This window comes from Stutzerimonas balearica DSM 6083 (genome assembly GCF_000818015.1).
GTDB classification, from domain to species: Bacteria; Pseudomonadota; Gammaproteobacteria; order Pseudomonadales; family Pseudomonadaceae; genus Stutzerimonas; species Stutzerimonas balearica.
The window spans coordinates 2,542,352-2,558,788 of sequence record NZ_CP007511.1 but is presented as its reverse complement, the minus strand read 5'-3'; the positions used below and the strand labels follow the sequence as shown (position 1 = coordinate 2,558,788).

Annotated in this window: 12 protein-coding genes; 10 read left to right on the top strand and 2 right to left on the bottom strand. The window is 63.2% G+C overall.

Translation table 11 applies throughout. The features are described from left to right. Positions 1-38: 38 nt before the first annotated feature. Complete coding sequence (locus CL52_RS11510) at positions 39-2,984, bottom strand: EAL domain-containing protein (RefSeq protein WP_052264560.1); 2,946 nt, start codon at positions 2,982-2,984, stop codon at positions 39-41. A 32-nt stretch (positions 2,985-3,016) separates the two neighbouring features. Next, complete coding sequence (locus CL52_RS11505) at positions 3,017-3,916, bottom strand: LysR family transcriptional regulator (protein WP_043220717.1); 900 nt, start codon at positions 3,914-3,916, stop codon at positions 3,017-3,019. Between the two features lie 153 nt (positions 3,917-4,069). Between CL52_RS11505 and leuC the strand changes: the two genes are divergently transcribed. The 10 genes from leuC (at position 4,070) to folC (ending at position 16,436) form a co-directional block, all read left to right on the top strand. Further along, positions 4,070-5,494 carry a 3-isopropylmalate dehydratase large subunit gene (gene leuC / locus CL52_RS11500; protein ID WP_041104884.1) on the top strand — a complete coding sequence of 475 codons (1,425 nt, stop codon included), beginning with the start codon at positions 4,070-4,072 and terminating at the stop codon, positions 5,492-5,494. Positions 5,495-5,505: 11 nt separating this feature from the next. Further along, complete coding sequence (gene leuD, locus CL52_RS11495; protein WP_043220715.1) at positions 5,506-6,153, top strand: 3-isopropylmalate dehydratase small subunit; 648 nt, start codon at positions 5,506-5,508, stop codon at positions 6,151-6,153. A 106-nt stretch (positions 6,154-6,259) separates the two neighbouring features. Beyond that, positions 6,260-7,342: a 3-isopropylmalate dehydrogenase gene (leuB, locus tag CL52_RS11490; RefSeq protein WP_043220712.1), complete on the top strand. Its 1,083-nt coding sequence runs from the start codon at positions 6,260-6,262 to the stop codon at positions 7,340-7,342. A gap of 53 nt (positions 7,343-7,395) precedes the next feature. Beyond that, positions 7,396-8,508 (top strand): aspartate-semialdehyde dehydrogenase, encoded by a 1,113-nt coding sequence (asd, locus tag CL52_RS11485; RefSeq protein WP_041104889.1) that lies wholly within the window; start codon positions 7,396-7,398, stop codon positions 8,506-8,508. Positions 8,509-8,715: 207 nt separating this feature from the next. Beyond that, positions 8,716-9,714: an aspartate-semialdehyde dehydrogenase gene (locus CL52_RS11480; protein WP_043220708.1), complete on the top strand. Its 999-nt coding sequence runs from the start codon at positions 8,716-8,718 to the stop codon at positions 9,712-9,714. Positions 9,715-9,861: 147 nt separating this feature from the next. Continuing rightward, positions 9,862-12,531 carry a motility hub landmark protein FimV gene (locus CL52_RS11475; RefSeq protein ID WP_043220707.1) on the top strand — a complete coding sequence of 890 codons (2,670 nt, stop codon included), beginning with the start codon at positions 9,862-9,864 and terminating at the stop codon, positions 12,529-12,531. Positions 12,532-12,533: 2 nt separating this feature from the next. Further along, positions 12,534-13,406: a tRNA pseudouridine(38-40) synthase TruA gene (truA, locus tag CL52_RS11470; protein WP_043220703.1), complete on the top strand. Its 873-nt coding sequence runs from the start codon at positions 12,534-12,536 to the stop codon at positions 13,404-13,406. 59 nt (positions 13,407-13,465) lie between these two features. After that, positions 13,466-14,083: a phosphoribosylanthranilate isomerase gene (locus CL52_RS11465; protein WP_043220702.1), complete on the top strand. Its 618-nt coding sequence runs from the start codon at positions 13,466-13,468 to the stop codon at positions 14,081-14,083. A 191-nt stretch (positions 14,084-14,274) separates the two neighbouring features. Further along, positions 14,275-15,168: an acetyl-CoA carboxylase, carboxyltransferase subunit beta gene (gene accD, locus CL52_RS11460; RefSeq protein WP_041104899.1), complete on the top strand. Its 894-nt coding sequence runs from the start codon at positions 14,275-14,277 to the stop codon at positions 15,166-15,168. Then, the gene (folC, locus tag CL52_RS11455; protein ID WP_043220701.1) at positions 15,165-16,436 is read left to right on the top strand and encodes a bifunctional tetrahydrofolate synthase/dihydrofolate synthase; all 1,272 of its coding nucleotides are present in this window, start codon (positions 15,165-15,167) and stop codon (positions 16,434-16,436) included. The genes accD and folC overlap by 4 nt, the downstream gene beginning before the upstream one ends. Position 16,437 lies beyond the last annotated feature (1 nt).

The following is a 16,437-nucleotide window of genomic DNA, read 5'->3' as shown; positions in this document are numbered from 1 at the left end:
GCTCCAGGCGAAGCTGAATAAGGGTGCCTCGGGCACCCTTATTCGTTCCGGCGGTCACCCAGGAGCAGCTGCTGGAACTGCGCGACCGGTACCGGCGGGCTGAACAGGTAGCCCTGGTAGCGGTTGCAGCCCTGGCGCTGCAGCATTTCCAGCTGGGCCGGAAGCTCCACGCCTTCGGCCACCACCGAAAGCCCCAGGCTGTCCGCCATGCTGACGATTGCGCGAATGATCTCCGCATCGTTGCCATCTGCTAGCGCGTCTCTGACGAACGACTGGTCGATCTTCAGCACGTCCACCGGCAGGCGCTTGAGGTAGGTGAGCGAAGAGTAGCCCGTGCCGAAGTCGTCCATGGCGAAGCCCACCCCCAGCTGGCGTAGCCGCCGCATCTTGGCGATGGTGTCGTCCAGGTTCTGGATGACGATGCTCTCGGTGATTTCCAGCGTGATCATCTGCCTCGGCAGGTCGCTGTGCTCGAGCGCACGCACCACGCGCTCGACGAAATCGGTCTGGCGGAACTGCCGCGGGCTGATGTTGATGCACAGGCTGAACGCCTCGGCGGTGACCAGCCGCTCGTCGCGCAAGGCGGCGACGATGCGGCAGGCCTCCTCGATGACCCAGGCGCCCACTTCGATGATCAGCCCGCTTTCCTCCAGCACGGCGATGAACGACTGCGGCGACTGCATGCGGAGCTGCGGGTGGCGCCAGCGCAGCAGTGCCTCGGCGCCGATGATGCCGCCGCTTTGCGCATCTACCTGTGGCTGCAGATGCAGCTCGAATTCGCCACGCAGCAGCGCCTGACGCAGCTCCTGTTCGAGCCGCAAACGGTTGCTGGCGGCGTCCTGCATCGTCTTGCGAAAGATCTGGATCGCGTTACGGCCGGCGTCCTTGGCCCGATAGAGAGCAATGTCCGCGCGCTTGAGCAGGTCGGCCGGCGAGTCGCCATGATCCGGGATCAGGGCGATGCCGATGCTGGGCGTCACGCGCAGGTGGTGACCATCGAAGAGCATCGGCTCGGCCAGAACCTGGCGCAGTTTCTCGGCGACCATCCTGACCTGGCGCGTGACCTCCGAACGCTTGCCGGAGAGACCGGTGAGCAGCACCACGAACTCGTCGCCACCCAGGCGCGCGACGGTGTCCTCCTGGCGCACGCTGGCCTCCAGACGGGCCGTGATCATCTTCAGTACCGCGTCACCCACCGGATGGCCGAGCGAATCGTTGATGTGCTTGAAGTGGTCGAGATCCAGGAACAGCAGGGCGCCACGCATGTCGTGACGCTTGAGCAGCGCGCCCTGCTGGCTCAGGCGGTCCATCAACAGGGTGCGGTTGGGCAGGTTCGTCAGCGGATCGTGGTAGGCCATGTGCAGCACCTGCGCCTGCGCGGCCTTGAGCTGGCTGACGTCGCGCGCGGTTAGCAGCAGGCACTGTTGGCCGTTGAGTTCGATGGGTTCGGCCGACACCGCGATGCTCTTGCTCTGCCCGCTGCGATCCAGGCCGAGCAGCTCCATGTTGGTCACGCGGCCGTCCTGACGTATGCGTTCGAGCAGGATTTCACGCTGCGGCCCGGGCCAGAGCCGCAAGTCTGCCGCGGTGCGCCCGATGACTTCCTCCGGTCGGTAGCCGGTCAGGCGGTAGAAGCCATCGTTGACCTCGATGAAACGCCCGCTGTCACGCTCGCTGATGGTGATGGCGTCCTGGCTCGAGCGAAACGCCTTGGCGAACTTGGCCTCGCTGGCGCGCAGCGCGGCCTCGGCTTGCTGCCGTTTGCTGATGTCGCGAAAGGTGGTGATGATGCTCAGCCGGCGATCGATCCGGATGAAACGCGAGGAGACGACACAGGTCACGATGCGGCCGTCACGGGTATGGAACTGCGCCTCGGCGTTGTCCAGGCCGTGCTGTTCGCGCAGTTGGTCATAGAGCTCGGCGCGCCGCCCTTCATCGACCCAGAAACCGACCTCCGGCGCATTTCGACCGACGATCTCGCTTGCCTGCCAGCCGAAGGTTCGGGTGAAACTCGGATTGATCTCGAGAAAGTTGCCGTCGCGGATCAGGGTCAGGCAGATCGGATCGGGGCTGGCCTGGAACAGCGTGGCGAACTTTTCCTCGGAGGCAGTCAGGCGCTGCTCGCGCTGTACCCGCTCGGTGATGTCCATGATGATGCCAGCCATGCGCAGCGGCTGGCCCTGTTCGTCGCGATACAGCTTGGCGGTGCTTTCCAGATGGCGCGTCTGGCCGTCCTCGCCGGTGGCGCGGTAGACCACCTGGTACTCCTGCCGCAGCCCGGCGACGAGGTCCTGGTACGCGCGGCGCATCTTGTGCCGGTCTTCTTCCGGAACGCAGGCGAAAAAATCGCCAAAGGGCCCGTGATACGGACCGCTCACCACCCCTTGCAGGTCGGAAGCGCGCGCCGAGGCGTAGAGCATGTTGCTTGGGATGTGCCAGTCCCAGGTGCCGAGCCGGACCGATTCGAGGGCCAGTTCCAGGCGCTCCTGGCTTTCCAGAAGCGCCTCGGCCTGGCGGTGCTGCTCGGTGTTGTCCCGGATGACGCCGATGTAGACGGGGCCGTGCGGTGTCTGATGCCGCTGGCCGGTGATCTCCAGCCAGCGCGGCGCGCCATCCGCGCCCTGCACCCGGTGTTCCAGGCGCAGGTGCTCATCGGCGTTGCGCACCGCAGACTCGAACGCCGCGGCGACCGTTCTGCGGTCTTCGCGCAGTACCAGGTCGATGTAGTCCGCGTGCTGGTCGGCCATTGCATCGAGATCCACGCCGAACAAAGCCTGAGCCTGCCGCGACCAGAGGACTCGACCACTGCGCAACTCCCAGGACCAGACGCCGAAATGCGCCTCGCTGAGCACCGAGAGCAGATAGGAGGTGTCATGCCAGGGTTGTTCATGCTGCGCGGGAATATAGGCGTGAATGCGCGGGCGAGGAGGGGTGTCGTTCGCTTGCCCTGCTAGACCGGATGAGGCGGGGAAATCTTCGCTCATGGCGTACTTCGCTTTCTTGTTATGCCCGGACGTTAGCGCTTGCCTGCTTTGGGGTGCAAGCTGCGGCGATCTTCATCGAGCAGCGCCATGAAGGCCATCGCGGCATTGGATAGCGTCCGCTCGCTGTGCCGAATGTAGCCGAGCTGGCGTGACAGTCTGACACCGGGTAGCGGCAGGCTCACCACCTGGGCGTCGAGCATGGTGCGCGGCAGCACGCTCCAGGCGATGCCGATGGAGACCATCATCTTGATCGTTTCCATGTAGTTGGTGCTCATGGCGATGTTTGGCGCCAGGCCTTCGCGCTCGAACAGCCGCTGGGCGATGTGATGGGTGAAGGTGTTGCCGCCCGGGAAGACCGCCGGATAGCCGGCCACGTCCGCCAGCGAAACGCCCATCTTGCTGGCCAGAGGATGCTCCGGGGCCACGACGAATTCGAGCGGGTCGTCCCACACCGGCGTCGCGCGGATCGGCTCGCTGGTATGCGGCGCCAGGGTGATGACGGCCAGCTCCGCGCGGCCGTGCAGCACTTCTTCGTAGGCGACCTCCGAATCCAGAAAGCGTATGTCCAGCGTCACGTCCGGATACTGGCGCGTGAACGAGCGCAGCAGCGGCGGCAGGCGATGCAGGCCGATGTGGTGGCTGGTCGCCAGGCAAAGGCGACCGCCGACTTCGCCGTTGAGGTTGGTCAAGGCGCGGCGGGTATCGTCCAGTACGTTGAGGATCTGATAGGCACGCGGCAGCAGTGCGCGACCGGCCTCGGTCAGCCCGATCTCGCGACCGAGACGATCGAACAGGCGCACGTCCAGCTGTTGCTCCAGTGCGGCGATGCGTTTGCTGATCGCCGGTTGGGTCAGGTGCAGCCGGTCGGCCGCCAGCGAGAAACCACCGGTTTCGGCAACGGCGATAAAAGCGTTGAGGTTGGCAAGATCCATGCGCGCGCCCAAAGGTCGAGGTTGGTTTCGATTCCTTAATGGAATCCATTGGATGAAAAATATGAATTTGAGTAATTGAGTGCAAGCCCCTAGCATTTGCCCACATAAAGCAAGGGCATCAGCCCCGCGTAGCACCTAGATGAGGAAAGTCCGATGGCCGGCAAGACGCTGTACGACAAGCTCTGGGAAATGCATGAGGTCAAGCGCCGCGATGATGGTTCGTCGTTGATCTACATCGACCGCCACATCCTGCACGAAGTGACTTCGCCGCAGGCGTTCGAAGGCCTGCGCCTGGCCGAGCGCAAGCCCTGGCGCATCGACGCCAACATCGCCACCGTCGACCATAACGTGCCGACCACGCCGGACCGCAAGGCGGGCGTCGATGCCATTGCCGACGAAACCTCGCGCATCCAGGTGCAGACGCTGGATGAGAACTGCGACGACTTCGGCATCCTCGAATTCAAGATGAACGATGTTCGTCAGGGCATCGTCCACGTGATTGGCCCGGAGCAGGGCGCAACCCTGCCGGGCATGACGGTGGTCTGCGGCGACTCGCACACCTCGACCCACGGCGCCTTTGGTGCACTGGCTCACGGCATCGGCACCTCGGAGGTCGAGCACGTGCTGGCCACCCAGTGCCTGATCGCCAAGAAGATGAAGAACATGCAGGTGCGTGTCGAAGGCCAACTGCCGTTCGGCGTGACCGCCAAGGACATCGTGCTGGCGGTGATCGGCAAGATCGGCACCGCCGGCGGCACCGGCTACGCGATGGAATTCGCCGGCAGTGCCATCCGCGAGCTGTCCATGGAAGGCCGCATGACGATCTGCAACATGTCGATCGAGGCCGGTGCGCGGGTCGGCATGGTGGCGGTCGACGAGAAGACCATCGCCTACGTCGAGGGGCGCCCCTACGCGCCTAAGGGTGCGCAGTGGGAGCAGGCCGTGGCGCAGTGGCGCGATCTGGTTTCCGATGCCGATGCGCAGTTCGACGCGGTGGTCGAGTTGAAGGCCGAAGAGATCAAGCCGCAGGTTTCCTGGGGAACCTCGCCGGAAATGGTTCTGGCCGTCGACCAGCGCGTGCCGGACCCGGCCGCCGAAGTCGATCCGGTCAAGCGTGGCTCGATCGAGCGCGCGCTCAAGTACATGGGGCTGCAGGCCAACCAGCCGATCACCGAGATCAAGCTGGATCGCGTGTTCATCGGCTCGTGCACCAACTCGCGTATCGAGGATCTGCGTGCCGCCGCCGAAGTCGCCAAGGGCCGCAAGGTCGCGGCCAACGTCAAGCAGGCGCTGGTGGTACCGGGCTCTGGCCTGGTCAAGCAGCAGGCCGAGCAGGAAGGGCTGGACCGCATCTTCATCGAGGCTGGCTTCGAATGGCGCGAGCCGGGTTGCTCCATGTGCCTGGCGATGAACCCGGACAAGCTGGGTAACGGCGAGCACTGCGCGTCCACGTCCAACCGCAATTTTGAAGGCCGCCAGGGCGCTGGCGGGCGGACTCATCTGGTCAGCCCGGCGATGGCCGCGGCTGCCGCGGTGACCGGCCACTTCATCGATGTACGCGAGCTGATCCAGGCCTGAGGAGACGAGACATGAAAGCCTTTACCCAACACACCGGCCTGGTCTGCCCGCTCGATCGCGCCAACGTCGACACCGACCAGATCATCCCCAAGCAGTTTCTGAAGTCCATCAAGCGCACCGGCTTCGGCCCGAACCTGTTCGATGAGTGGCGCTACCTGGACGAGGGCATGCCCGGCCAGGACTGCTCGCAGCGCCCGCTGAACAAGGACTTCGTGCTCAATCAGCCACGCTACCAGGGTGCCAGTGTGCTGCTGGCGCGCGAGAACTTCGGCTGCGGTTCCTCCCGCGAGCATGCGCCCTGGGCGCTGGACGAGTATGGCTTTCGCGCGATCATCGCCCCGAGCTTCGCCGACATCTTCTTCAACAACAGCTTCAAGAACGGCCTGTTGCCGATCGTGCTGAAGGAAGAGGAGGTCGACGCGCTGTTCGAGCAGGCCGAGGCCGCCGAGGGTTACCAGCTGACCGTTGATCTCGCGGCGCAGACCGTGACGCGCCCCGATGGCGTGCAGTATCGCTTCGAGATCGATGCGTTCCGCAAACACTGCCTGCTCAACGGCCTGGATGACATCGGCCTGACGCTGCAGGACGCGGACGCGATCAAGGCGTTCGAAAGCCGGCATCAGCACAGCAGCCCCTGGCTGTTCGGCGCGATCAAGTAAGCGAGCGTGTCGGCAGGATGGAAAGCTGCGCAGTGTTTTCCATCAGAGGATTCCGGTGGTTAGGGCCGAGGGCCGTTATCCACCCTACGAAAGATAGAGGAATGTGATGAGCAAGCAGATTCTGGTTCTCCCGGGTGACGGCATCGGCCCGGAAATCGTGGCCGAAGCGGTCAAGGTTCTGGAGCTGGCCAATGAGAAGTACGACCTTGGCTTCGAGCTGAGCTACGACGAGCTGGGCGGTGCGGCTGTCGACAAGTACGGCGTGCCGCTGGCCGACGAGACCCTGGTGCGTGCCCGTGAGGCCGACGCCATCCTGCTGGGCGCCGTGGGTGGGCCTAAGTGGGACAAGATCGATCCTGCGATCCGTCCCGAGCGCGGGCTGCTGAAGATTCGCTCCGAGCTCGGCCTGTTCGGTAATCTGCGCCCGGCACTGCTCTATCCGCAGTTGGCCGACGCCTCTTCGCTCAAGCCCGAGATCGTCGCCGGGCTGGATATCCTGATCGTGCGCGAGCTGACTGGCGGCATCTATTTCGGCAAGCCGCGCGAAAGCAAGGTGCTCGACAATGGTGAGCGCATGGCCTACGACACCCTGCCGTACAGCGAGAGCGAGATCCGTCGCATCGCCAAGGTCGGTTTCGATATGGCCATGGTGCGTAACAGGAAGCTCTGCTCGGTAGACAAGGCCAACGTGCTGGCCTCCAGCCAGCTGTGGCGCGCGGTGGTCGAGGAAGTGGCCAAGGACTACCCGGAGGTCGAGCTGTCGCACATGTACGTGGACAATGCCGCCATGCAGCTGGTCCGCGCGCCTAAGCAGTTCGATGTGATGGTCACCGATAACATGTTCGGTGACATCCTCTCGGACGAGGCTTCCATGCTCACCGGGTCGATCGGCATGCTGCCGTCCGCTTCGCTGGACGCCAACAACAAGGGCATGTACGAGCCTTGCCACGGCTCGGCGCCTGATATCGCCGGCCAGGGCATCGCCAATCCGCTGGCGACCATCCTCTCCGTGTCGATGATGCTGCGCTATAGCTTTGGCCAGGTTGCTGCGGCCGACGCCATCGAGCGGGCCGTCAGCGATGTGCTGGATCAGGGGCTGCGCACCGGCGACATCTGGTCCGAAGGCTGTACCAAGGTCGGTACCCAGGGCATGGGTGATGCGGTGGTCGCGGCGCTCGCGAAGTTGTAATCTTTCTGGCCCGTCCTCGTGGCGGGCCACTCTATTTATAGGTGTAGTCAGTGATGAAACGTGTAGGTCTGATCGGTTGGCGCGGCATGGTCGGTTCCGTGCTCATGCAGCGAATGCTGGAAGAGCGTGACTTCGACCTGATCGAGCCGGTGTTCTTCACCACGTCCAATGTCGGCGGGCAGGGGCCCAGCATTGGCAAGGAAACCGCTCCGCTGAAGGATGCTTACAGCATCGACGAGCTGAAAACGCTCGACGTGATCCTCACCTGCCAGGGCGGCGACTACACCAACGAAGTGTTCCCCAAGCTGCGCGAGGCAGGCTGGCAGGGCTACTGGATCGATGCGGCCTCGGCGCTGCGCATGCAGGACGATGCGGTGATCGTGCTCGACCCGGTCAACCGCAAGGTCATCGACCAGCAGCTCGACGCAGGGACCAGGAACTACATCGGTGGCAACTGCACCGTCAGCCTGATGCTGATGGGCTTGGGCGGCCTTTTCGAAGCCGGTCTGGTCGAGTGGATGAGTGCCATGACCTACCAGGCGGCCTCCGGTGCCGGTGCGCAAAACATGCGCGAGCTGATTCGCCAGATGGGAGTGATCAATGCCTCGGTGGCCGAGGAGCTGGCGAATCCGGCGAGCGCCATCCTGGATATCGATCGCCAGGTGGCTGAAACCCAGCGCAGCGAAGCCTTTCCGGTCGATAATTTCGGTGTGCCGCTGGCCGGTAGCCTCATTCCTTATATCGACAAGGAGCTGCCCAATGGTCAGAGCCGTGAGGAGTGGAAGGCGCAGGCTGAAACGAACAAGATCCTTGGTCGCTTCAAGAGTCCGATCCCGGTTGACGGCATCTGTGTTCGGGTCGGTGCCATGCGTTGTCACAGCCAGGCGCTGACCATCAAGCTGAACAAGGATGTACCGATTTCGGACATCGAAGGGCTGATCAGCCAGCACAACCCCTGGGTGAAGCTGGTGCCTAACCATCGAGACGCGAGCATGCGTGAGCTCAGCCCGGCGGCCGTGACCGGTACGCTGACGGTGCCGGTGGGGCGCCTGCGCAAACTGAACATGGGCTCGCATTACCTAGGGGCCTTCACGGTCGGCGATCAGTTGCTGTGGGGCGCCGCCGAGCCGTTGCGTCGCATGTTGCGCATCCTGCTCGAGCGCTGAGTTCTGCGCGGGCCATGCCTGCGCTTGATCAGCCAAGGCCCGGGGCGGCGTTCGTCGTCCCGGGCCTTTCGTTTGTTCGGTGGCGGTGCGTGGAGAAAGGCTTGGCTGCAGTGGCGCGCCCCTTTGTCGCTTACCGCGCGAGAGGCTGCCACGAGGTCCGGTCATTCAGTTAAAGTGCCGAACGTTTTTTCGGGAAGGAGCGCAAGCGTGATCGATGTCGCCATCGTGGGAGCGGCTGAGCTGGAAGGCGAAGCGCTGCTGGAGCTCATGCAGGAGCGGGCATTTCCGGTCGGCGAGTTGCATTTGCTGGCCGATGACGACTCGATAGGTCAGTCGCTTCCGTTTGGGGCGCGAAATCTGCGTATCCGTGCTGCAGCGTCCTTCGACTTCTCGCGAGTGGCTCTCGCGTTCATCGCCGGTGCGGGGCTTGGTCCGGCTGCTCGCGAGGCGCTACTGGCCGCCAGCTGCGACGTAGTCGATATGGTCGGCGCGCTGGGGCAGCAGGCCACGTCCTGCCTCTTGCCCGGCATCAATGACGCAACCCTCGCCGAGCGCTGCCCGCCACGGCGGCTGCGTTGCCCGATGCCTACGTCGGTTGCGCTGGTCACGGTTCTGGCACCGCTGGCGCGACTGCAGACACTGAAGCGCTTGGTTGTCACCGTCTGCAGACCGGTTTCAGTGCGTGGTCGCTCCGGGGTCAAGGAGTTGGCTCGTCAGACGGCTGAGTTGCTCAACGCGCGGCCCTTGGAGCCGCGCTTGTTCGATCGTCAGGTCGCCTTCAACCTGCTGGCGCAGACCGACGAGCCGGACCAGCTAGGTCATGGCGCCGCCGAACGTGCCTTTGCCGAGGAGTTAACGGACTTGCTTGGCTTGCCACAACTTCAGGTCTCTTCCACCTTCGTGCAGGCACCCGTTTTCTTCGGTGAAAGTCTCAGCGTTTGCGCGCTGTTCGACGCGCCGCTCGATATTGTCGGCGCTTATGCAGCGCTGGATATGGTTGAAGGGCTTGAACTGGTCGATTCGCCAGACTACCCGACCGCCGTTGGTGACGCGCTTGGGCAGGACCTGGTGTACGTGGGCAGGCTGCGTTCAGGCCTGCGCGACGCCAGCGAAGTCAATTTGTGGATTGTGTCTGATAACGTGCGAAAAGGCGCGGCGCTCAATGCCGTGCTGTCTGGCGAGTTGTTGATAAAAGACTATCCGTAAAAGATACTTGCCCGAAATTCGAAGAACTGTTCTAGCTCGAATTGCTGGAGCGGCTTATCACTGGTTGGGGGCGCCAATGCGGCGCGGGCAGTGGCTTTGAGACCCTTCTCGAAGTTCGAGAAAAAGGATAAACAAGGGAAGTAGATAATGGTTCGGGTTCGAAATCTGGTGCTGGCAATCGCAGCGGCTACTGCGCTGACCACCGAAATGGCCCACGCCGTGGGGCTAGGCGAAGTCACGCTGCAGTCGTCGCTGAATCAACCGTTGGTGGCAGAAATCGAACTGCTGGACGCGAAGAACCTTGGCCCTGGTGAGGTGATTCCGGGCCTGGCTTCGGTGGAAGAATTCAATCGTGCCGGAATCGATCGACAGTACTTTCTCACTGATCTGAAGTTCACGCCGGTAATGCGCCCAGATGGCAAGAGCGTGATTCAGGTTTCCTCCAATAAGCCGGTCCGTGAACCCTATCTGAATTTCCTCGTCGAGGTGGTCTGGCCCAGCGGCCGGCTGCTGCGCGAATACACACTGCTTCTGGATCCACCGCTCTATTCACCGGAAACCGTGGCGGCCGTTGCCCCGCAGTTGCCGATTGCGGCGCCGCAGCCTGCTCGTGTCCCGGCGCCACGGCCTGCTGCTTCCGCTGGCACCACCTCGGCTCCCGCGGTTGGGCAGTCTGGCGAGGAGTATCGCACCACGGCTGATGACACCCTTTGGCAGGTAGCTGAGCGGGCCCGGCGTGGCGGAACGGTTCACCAAACGATGCTGGCGATCCAGGAGCTCAATCCGGGCGCCTTTATCGACGGCAACATCAACCGGATGAAAAGTGGTCAGGTGCTGCGCTTGCCGACCGCCGAGCAGATCGCCCAGCGCAGTCAAAGCGATGCAATTGCCGAGGTCGCCAGACAAAATGCTGTCTGGCGCCAAGGCAGAGCAGGGGGCGCTTCGGCTCGTCAACTCGACGCCACGCGGCGGACTGGCGCAGGTGACGCGCCGGCGAGAAGCGAGAGCCGCGACAGCCTGCGTCTGGTCGCTGGCGAAGCGGGCAAGGCGACTTCCGGCTCCGATAGCGGTGCGGCAAGCGATGCAGCGGCGCTCCGTGACAAGCTGGCGGTGACGCAGGAAAACCTCGATTCCAGCCGGCGCGAGAACGCAGAGCTCAATGATCGTCTCAGCGATCTGCAAGGCCAGCTGGACAAGCTGCAGAAGCTCATGCAGCTCAAGGACGACCAGTTGGCCAAGCTGCAAGCTCAACTGGCGACCGATGGCCAGGCGGCCGAAGCGTCACAGCCCACGGTTGCGCCGACAAGTGCGCCGGAGAGTTCGCAGTCCACCCCGGCAAGTACCGACAAACCCTCGGAAGCTAAGATCGAGCAATCTGCAGGCCAGCAGCCGGCCCCAGCCAAACCTGCCCAGCCAGCCAAGGCGCCCAAGCCAGCCGCAGCGGTTCCGGCGCAGGCGCCCGAGGAGCCGGGGTTGCTGGATCAATACACGGACAACCCGATTCTGCTCGGCGTGTTGGGCGGAAGTGCGTTGTTGCTCCTGCTGGTCGGCCTGATGGCTTTGTCGCGTCGCAACGCGATGAAAGAAGCGGAGCTGCAGGAGAGCCTGCTAGCGAGCCAGCGCGAGGATGACCTCGGGCTGCCTGGCAATTATCCGGCCGAGCCCGTCGATCTCGGCGCGCCGATTGCGGACGCCGATGCTGCGCAGGAAAGCGTCGAACCCGTTTCGCCGGCCACTGCCGACCCTCTTGCCGAAGCGGATATTTACATCGCCTATGGGCGCTTCAACCAGGCTGCTGAGTTGTTGCAGGCAGCACTCAATGACGAGCCCCAGCGAACCGACCTTCGGCTGAAGCTGATGGAGGTCTACGCCGAACTTGGCGACCGTGATGGTTTCGCTCGGCAAGAGGCAGAGTTGCGGGACATCGACGCCGTCGGCAGCAGCGCTCAGGTGGAACAGCTCAAGTTCAAGTACCCGGCCATGGCGGTCGGCGCGGTGGTCGCTGGCGCGGCGGCTTCGCAGACTGAGCTGGACAGCCTCGATCTGGATGAGCTGCAGCTGGATGACCTGCCCGCTGCACCCGGACAGGACCTGGATGACGCTTTCGATCTCAGTCTTGATGATCTGGATGCTGAGCTCAGTGCCCAGGGCGCTGGTGCCGCAGAATTGGATACCAGCTCCGACCTCTTCCTTGAAGAGAGTGCTTCGGCCGACGCTTCCAGTCGTACAGATGAGCAGGAGCTCGATGCCTTCTCCTTGGAGCTGCCGGAAGAAAGCGCGGCGTCGTCCAGCCTCGACGAAGAGCTTGGTGACTTCTCTTTCGATCTGGATGACACCCAGCGACCGGCCAGTGATCTGGGAGAGGTGAGCGAACCTGTGACGTTGGATGACCTCACGCTGAGCTCGGAATCGGAGACAGAGGATTTCGACTTCGGCCTGGTCGAAGAAGAGAAAGCGCCAGAGCCTTTGTCCGATGCCTTCGATCTTTCCCTCGATGAACTCTCGTTCGACGGGGACGAGGTGGCTGGCGCCTCGAGTGCCGCCGAAGCGGGTGACGAAGAGATGCTATCTCCTGTCGAAGAACAGAAACATGAGTCTCCAGCAGCGGCCGAAGAGCCGATAGCTGCCGCTTCGGACGAAGAAGACTTCGACTTCTTCGCTGACACCGATGAGGCAACAACCAAGCTGGATCTGGCGCGCGCCTATATCGACATGGGTGATGCCGAGGGGGCTCGCGATATTCTCGATGAAGTACTGGCGGAGGGTAACAGTGCCCAACAGCAGGAGGCGCGTGAAATGCTCGCCAAGCTAGCTTGACGATGAACCACGCAGTCAGCACAGAAACGGCAGCCGATATGGCTGCCGTTGCCGTTTCCAGGATTGCACTGGGCGTCGAGTACAAGGGCGCCCGATACCGTGGCTACCAGCGCCAGGTGGATGGTGTGCCTTCTATCCAGGAAACCCTTGAGCGCGCGCTTTCGCGCGTGGCGGGCGGGCAGCCGGTCAGCCTCACTTGCGCCGGCAGGACCGATGCGCTGGTGCATGCGAGCGGTCAGGTCGTCCATTTCGATACCACGGTGCAGCGCAGCCCGCACGCCTGGGTGATGGGGGCAAACGCCAACCTGCCCGCCGATATCAGCGTCACCTGGGCGCAGCAGATGCCGATGGGGTTCGATGCACGTTTCAGTGCGGTATCGCGCCGTTACCGTTATGTCATCTACAACGACCCTATACGTCCGGCGCACCTTGCCCAGGAAGTGACTTGGAATCACCGCCCACTCGATATCGTGGCAATGCGCGAAGCCGCGGCGATGCTCGTCGGTACTCACGATTTCAGTGCCTTTCGTGCGAGCCAGTGCCAGGCCAAGTCGCCGGTCAAGACGGTTCATCATCTGGAATTGCTGGAGTTCGGACGGTTGATTGTCATCGATATCCGCGCCAATGCATTTCTCCATCACATGGTGCGAAATATTGCGGGTGTTCTGATGACGATTGGGGCAGGAGAGCAGCCGGTCGATTGGGCGCGCCAGGTGCTCGAATCGCGTCGTCGGGAGCAGGGTGGGGTAACCGCCCATCCGTACGGTCTGTATTTGGTTCACGTCGAATACCCAGCGCAGTTCGACGTCCCCGAGCGCTACCTCGGGCCGCACTTTCTTTCGGGCTTGCCGGATTGCCTCCAGCTGAGCGGCTAGTGCGGTTGCAGTAGGGGCCGCTTTTGTTACCATCGGCGATCATTTCAAGGTGACCCCCTTTGAACGTACGCAGCAAAATCTGTGGCATCACCCGCGTGGAAGATGCGCTGGCGGCGGCTGAGGCTGGTGCCGATGCGATCGGTCTTGTCTTCTATGCCGCCAGCCCTCGGGCCGTCAACGTGGCCCAGGCGCGCCAGATCGTCGAGGTTTTGCCGCCGTTTGTCAGCAAGGTCGGCTTGTTCGTCAATGCGAGCCGCTGCGAGATTGGCGAGGTGCTCGATGCCGTCTCGCTCGATGTGCTGCAGTTTCATGGTGACGAGACGCCTGAGCAGTGCGAGGGGCACGGCCGTCCCTGGTTCAAGGCGCTTCGTGTGGGTCAGGAGGACGATCTTGCCGGGCGGATCGAACGCTACGGAAATGGCTGTGCGATCCTGCTCGACAGTTACGTCCCGGGCGTGCCAGGTGGGACCGGCGAGCGTTTCGACTGGACGCGTATTCCACAAGACCTTCCACTGCCTCTGATCCTGGCCGGTGGCTTGACGCCGGAGAATGTGCGCCAGGCAATCGAGCAGACTCGACCCTATGCGGTCGACGTGAGCGGAGGCGTTGAACAAAGTAAAGGCGTCAAGGACCTGGCCAAGGTTCGTGATTTCGTGGCCAGGGTGCGCGCGGTGTGACGCCGATGCGGTCGCAGCCGTCCAGTTACGAGTTGCCGGAGATCGGTACGGTATTTATCGGGTCGAGCTGACCCTTGGCGATGCCCACGAGCGCGTCGCATAAGCGGGGTGAATCGAGCCTTCGATCCGCCTTGGAAAGAATCTGCCTGGCATCACAGCATGCCGAATTGAAGTTCTGGAGAACAACAAGCATGAGCAACTGGCTGGTAGACAAGCTGATCCCTTCCATCATGCGCTCCGAGACCCGCAAGAGCTCGGTGCCGGAAGGTCTGTGGCACAAGTGCCCTTCCTGCGAAGCCGTTCTGTATCGCCCGGAGCTGGAAAAGACCCTCGACGTCTGCCCCAAGTGCCAACATCACATGCGTATCGGCGCGCGTGCGCGTCTCGACATCTTCCTGGACGCCGAAGGCCGCGAAGAGATCGGCGCCGATCTCGAGCCGGTGGACCGCCTGAAGTTCCGCGATAGCAAGAAGTACAAGGATCGCCTGGTGGCGGCTCAGAAGCAGACCGGTGAAAAGGATGCACTAGTTGCCATGCGGGGCACGCTGCACAAATTGCCAGTTGTCGCGTGTGCCTTCGAGTTTTCCTTCATGGGGGGCTCGATGGGTGCGATCGTGGGCGAGCGTTTCGTTCAGGCCGCCAATGTGGCCTTGGAGTTGCGCTGCCCACTGGTGTGTTTCTCCGCGTCCGGCGGTGCACGCATGCAAGAAGCGCTCATCTCGCTGATGCAGATGGCCAAGACATCGGCAGTTCTGGCTCGGATGCGTGAAGAAGGCCTGCCGTTCGTGTCGGTACTGACCGACCCGGTTTATGGTGGTGTGTCGGCCAGTCTGGCCATGCTGGGCGATGTGATTGTAGCCGAGCCGAAGGCCCTCATCGGTTTTGCTGGCCCTCGCGTGATCGAGCAGACCGTGCGCGAGAAGCTACCGGAAGGATTCCAGCGCAGCGAATTCCTGCTTGATCATGGTGCGATCGATCTGATCGTTCCGCGTGCCGAACTGCGTTCGCGCCTGGCGCGCCTGCTCGCTCAACTACAGCGTCTGCCTAGCCCGGTGGAGTCGGCCCCGGTTGCCGCAACCGCATGAGCCGAACTCTGGCCGACTGGCTGAGCTACCTGGAGCAGTTGCACCCGACCGCGATCGACATGGGGCTCGAGCGGGTCAGGGTAGTGGCGGATCGGCTGGGGCTTACCCGTCCCGCACCCAAGGTCATCACGGTCACCGGTACCAACGGCAAGGGCTCGACCTGTACCTTCCTGGCGGCTCTGCTCTCGAAGCAGGGCCTGCGGGTCGGGGTCTACAGCTCGCCCCACCTGCTTCGCTATAACGAGCGTGTGCGAATCGCTGGCGAGCAAGCCGGCGATGACCAGCTATGCGAGGCGTTCCAGGCTGTCGAGCAAGCGCGTGGCGAGGTGTCGCTTACGTACTTCGAGATGGGCACGCTCGCAGCATTCTGGTTGTTCGAGCGCGCGCAGCTGGATGCGGCTGTCCTGGAGGTGGGGCTGGGTGGTCGGCTCGACGCAGTCAACCTGGTGGATGCCGATGTCGCCGTGATCACAAACGTCGGGCTCGACCATGCGGAATGGCTCGGCACTACCCGGGACAGTGTCGCTACCGAAAAAGCTGGCATCATGCGCACCGGCAGGCCCGTGGTTTGTGGCGACCTGCAGCCTCCGTTGCCATTGCTGCAGCGCGCACGACAGCTTGGCGCGCCGTTGTCGCTGCGGGGGCGGGATTACGACCTGGCCGTCACCGACCAGGGCTGGGATTGGCGGGGTATTGATGCGCAAGGGGGAACTCTCGAGCTGCACGGCCTCTCGCAACCCTCATTGCCTCTGGAAAATGCCGCTCTGGCGCTGCAGGCCTTCGCATTACTCGGCCTGCCATGGCAGGAGCGTTCGATCAGGCAGGCGCTTTCAGCTGCCCGGCTGCTTGGCCGGATCGATCGGCGGTCGCTCTGCTGGCGAGGCCGCGAACTTGCTCTCCTGATGGATGTGGGGCACAACCCACACGCCGCGCAGTACCTGGCTGGGCAGCTGACAGAACGCCCCGTGACTGGTCGTCGGCTGGCCGTCTTCGGGCTGCTGGCCGACAAGGACCTTGAGGGTGTCATCGAGCCACTGCTGCCGCTGATCTCGCATTGGGCGGTCGCGCCGCTGCCTACCGGGCGCTCGAGAAGCGTGGCCGATTTGCGTACCGCGCTGCTTGAGCACGGCGCAGCGGTAAGCGAACATGCCGATGTTTGTGCGGCGCTTGAGGCGCAGTGCGAACGAGCCCTGCCGGGCGATGAAATCGTGCTGTTCGGATCCTTTTATACCGTTTCCGAAGCGCTGAACTGGCTCAATCGACGCTGAG

Excerpts from the sequence above, each read along its gene's own strand:
- CL52_RS11510 (WP_052264560.1), bottom strand. The coding sequence starts at position 2,984 with ATGAGCGAAGATTTCCCCGCCTCATCCGGTCTAGCAGGGCAAGCGAAC.
- CL52_RS11505 (WP_043220717.1), bottom strand. The coding sequence starts at position 3,916 with ATGGATCTTGCCAACCTCAACGCTTTTATCGCCGTTGCCGAAACCGGT.
- leuC (WP_041104884.1), top strand. The coding sequence starts at position 4,070 with ATGGCCGGCAAGACGCTGTACGACAAGCTCTGGGAAATGCATGAGGTC.
- leuD (WP_043220715.1), top strand. The coding sequence starts at position 5,506 with ATGAAAGCCTTTACCCAACACACCGGCCTGGTCTGCCCGCTCGATCGC.
- leuB (WP_043220712.1), top strand. The coding sequence starts at position 6,260 with ATGAGCAAGCAGATTCTGGTTCTCCCGGGTGACGGCATCGGCCCGGAA.
- asd (WP_041104889.1), top strand. The coding sequence starts at position 7,396 with ATGAAACGTGTAGGTCTGATCGGTTGGCGCGGCATGGTCGGTTCCGTG.
- CL52_RS11475 (WP_043220707.1), top strand. The coding sequence starts at position 9,862 with ATGGTTCGGGTTCGAAATCTGGTGCTGGCAATCGCAGCGGCTACTGCG.
- truA (WP_043220703.1), top strand. The coding sequence starts at position 12,534 with ATGAACCACGCAGTCAGCACAGAAACGGCAGCCGATATGGCTGCCGTT.
- accD (WP_041104899.1), top strand. The coding sequence starts at position 14,275 with ATGAGCAACTGGCTGGTAGACAAGCTGATCCCTTCCATCATGCGCTCC.
- folC (WP_043220701.1), top strand. The coding sequence starts at position 15,165 with ATGAGCCGAACTCTGGCCGACTGGCTGAGCTACCTGGAGCAGTTGCAC.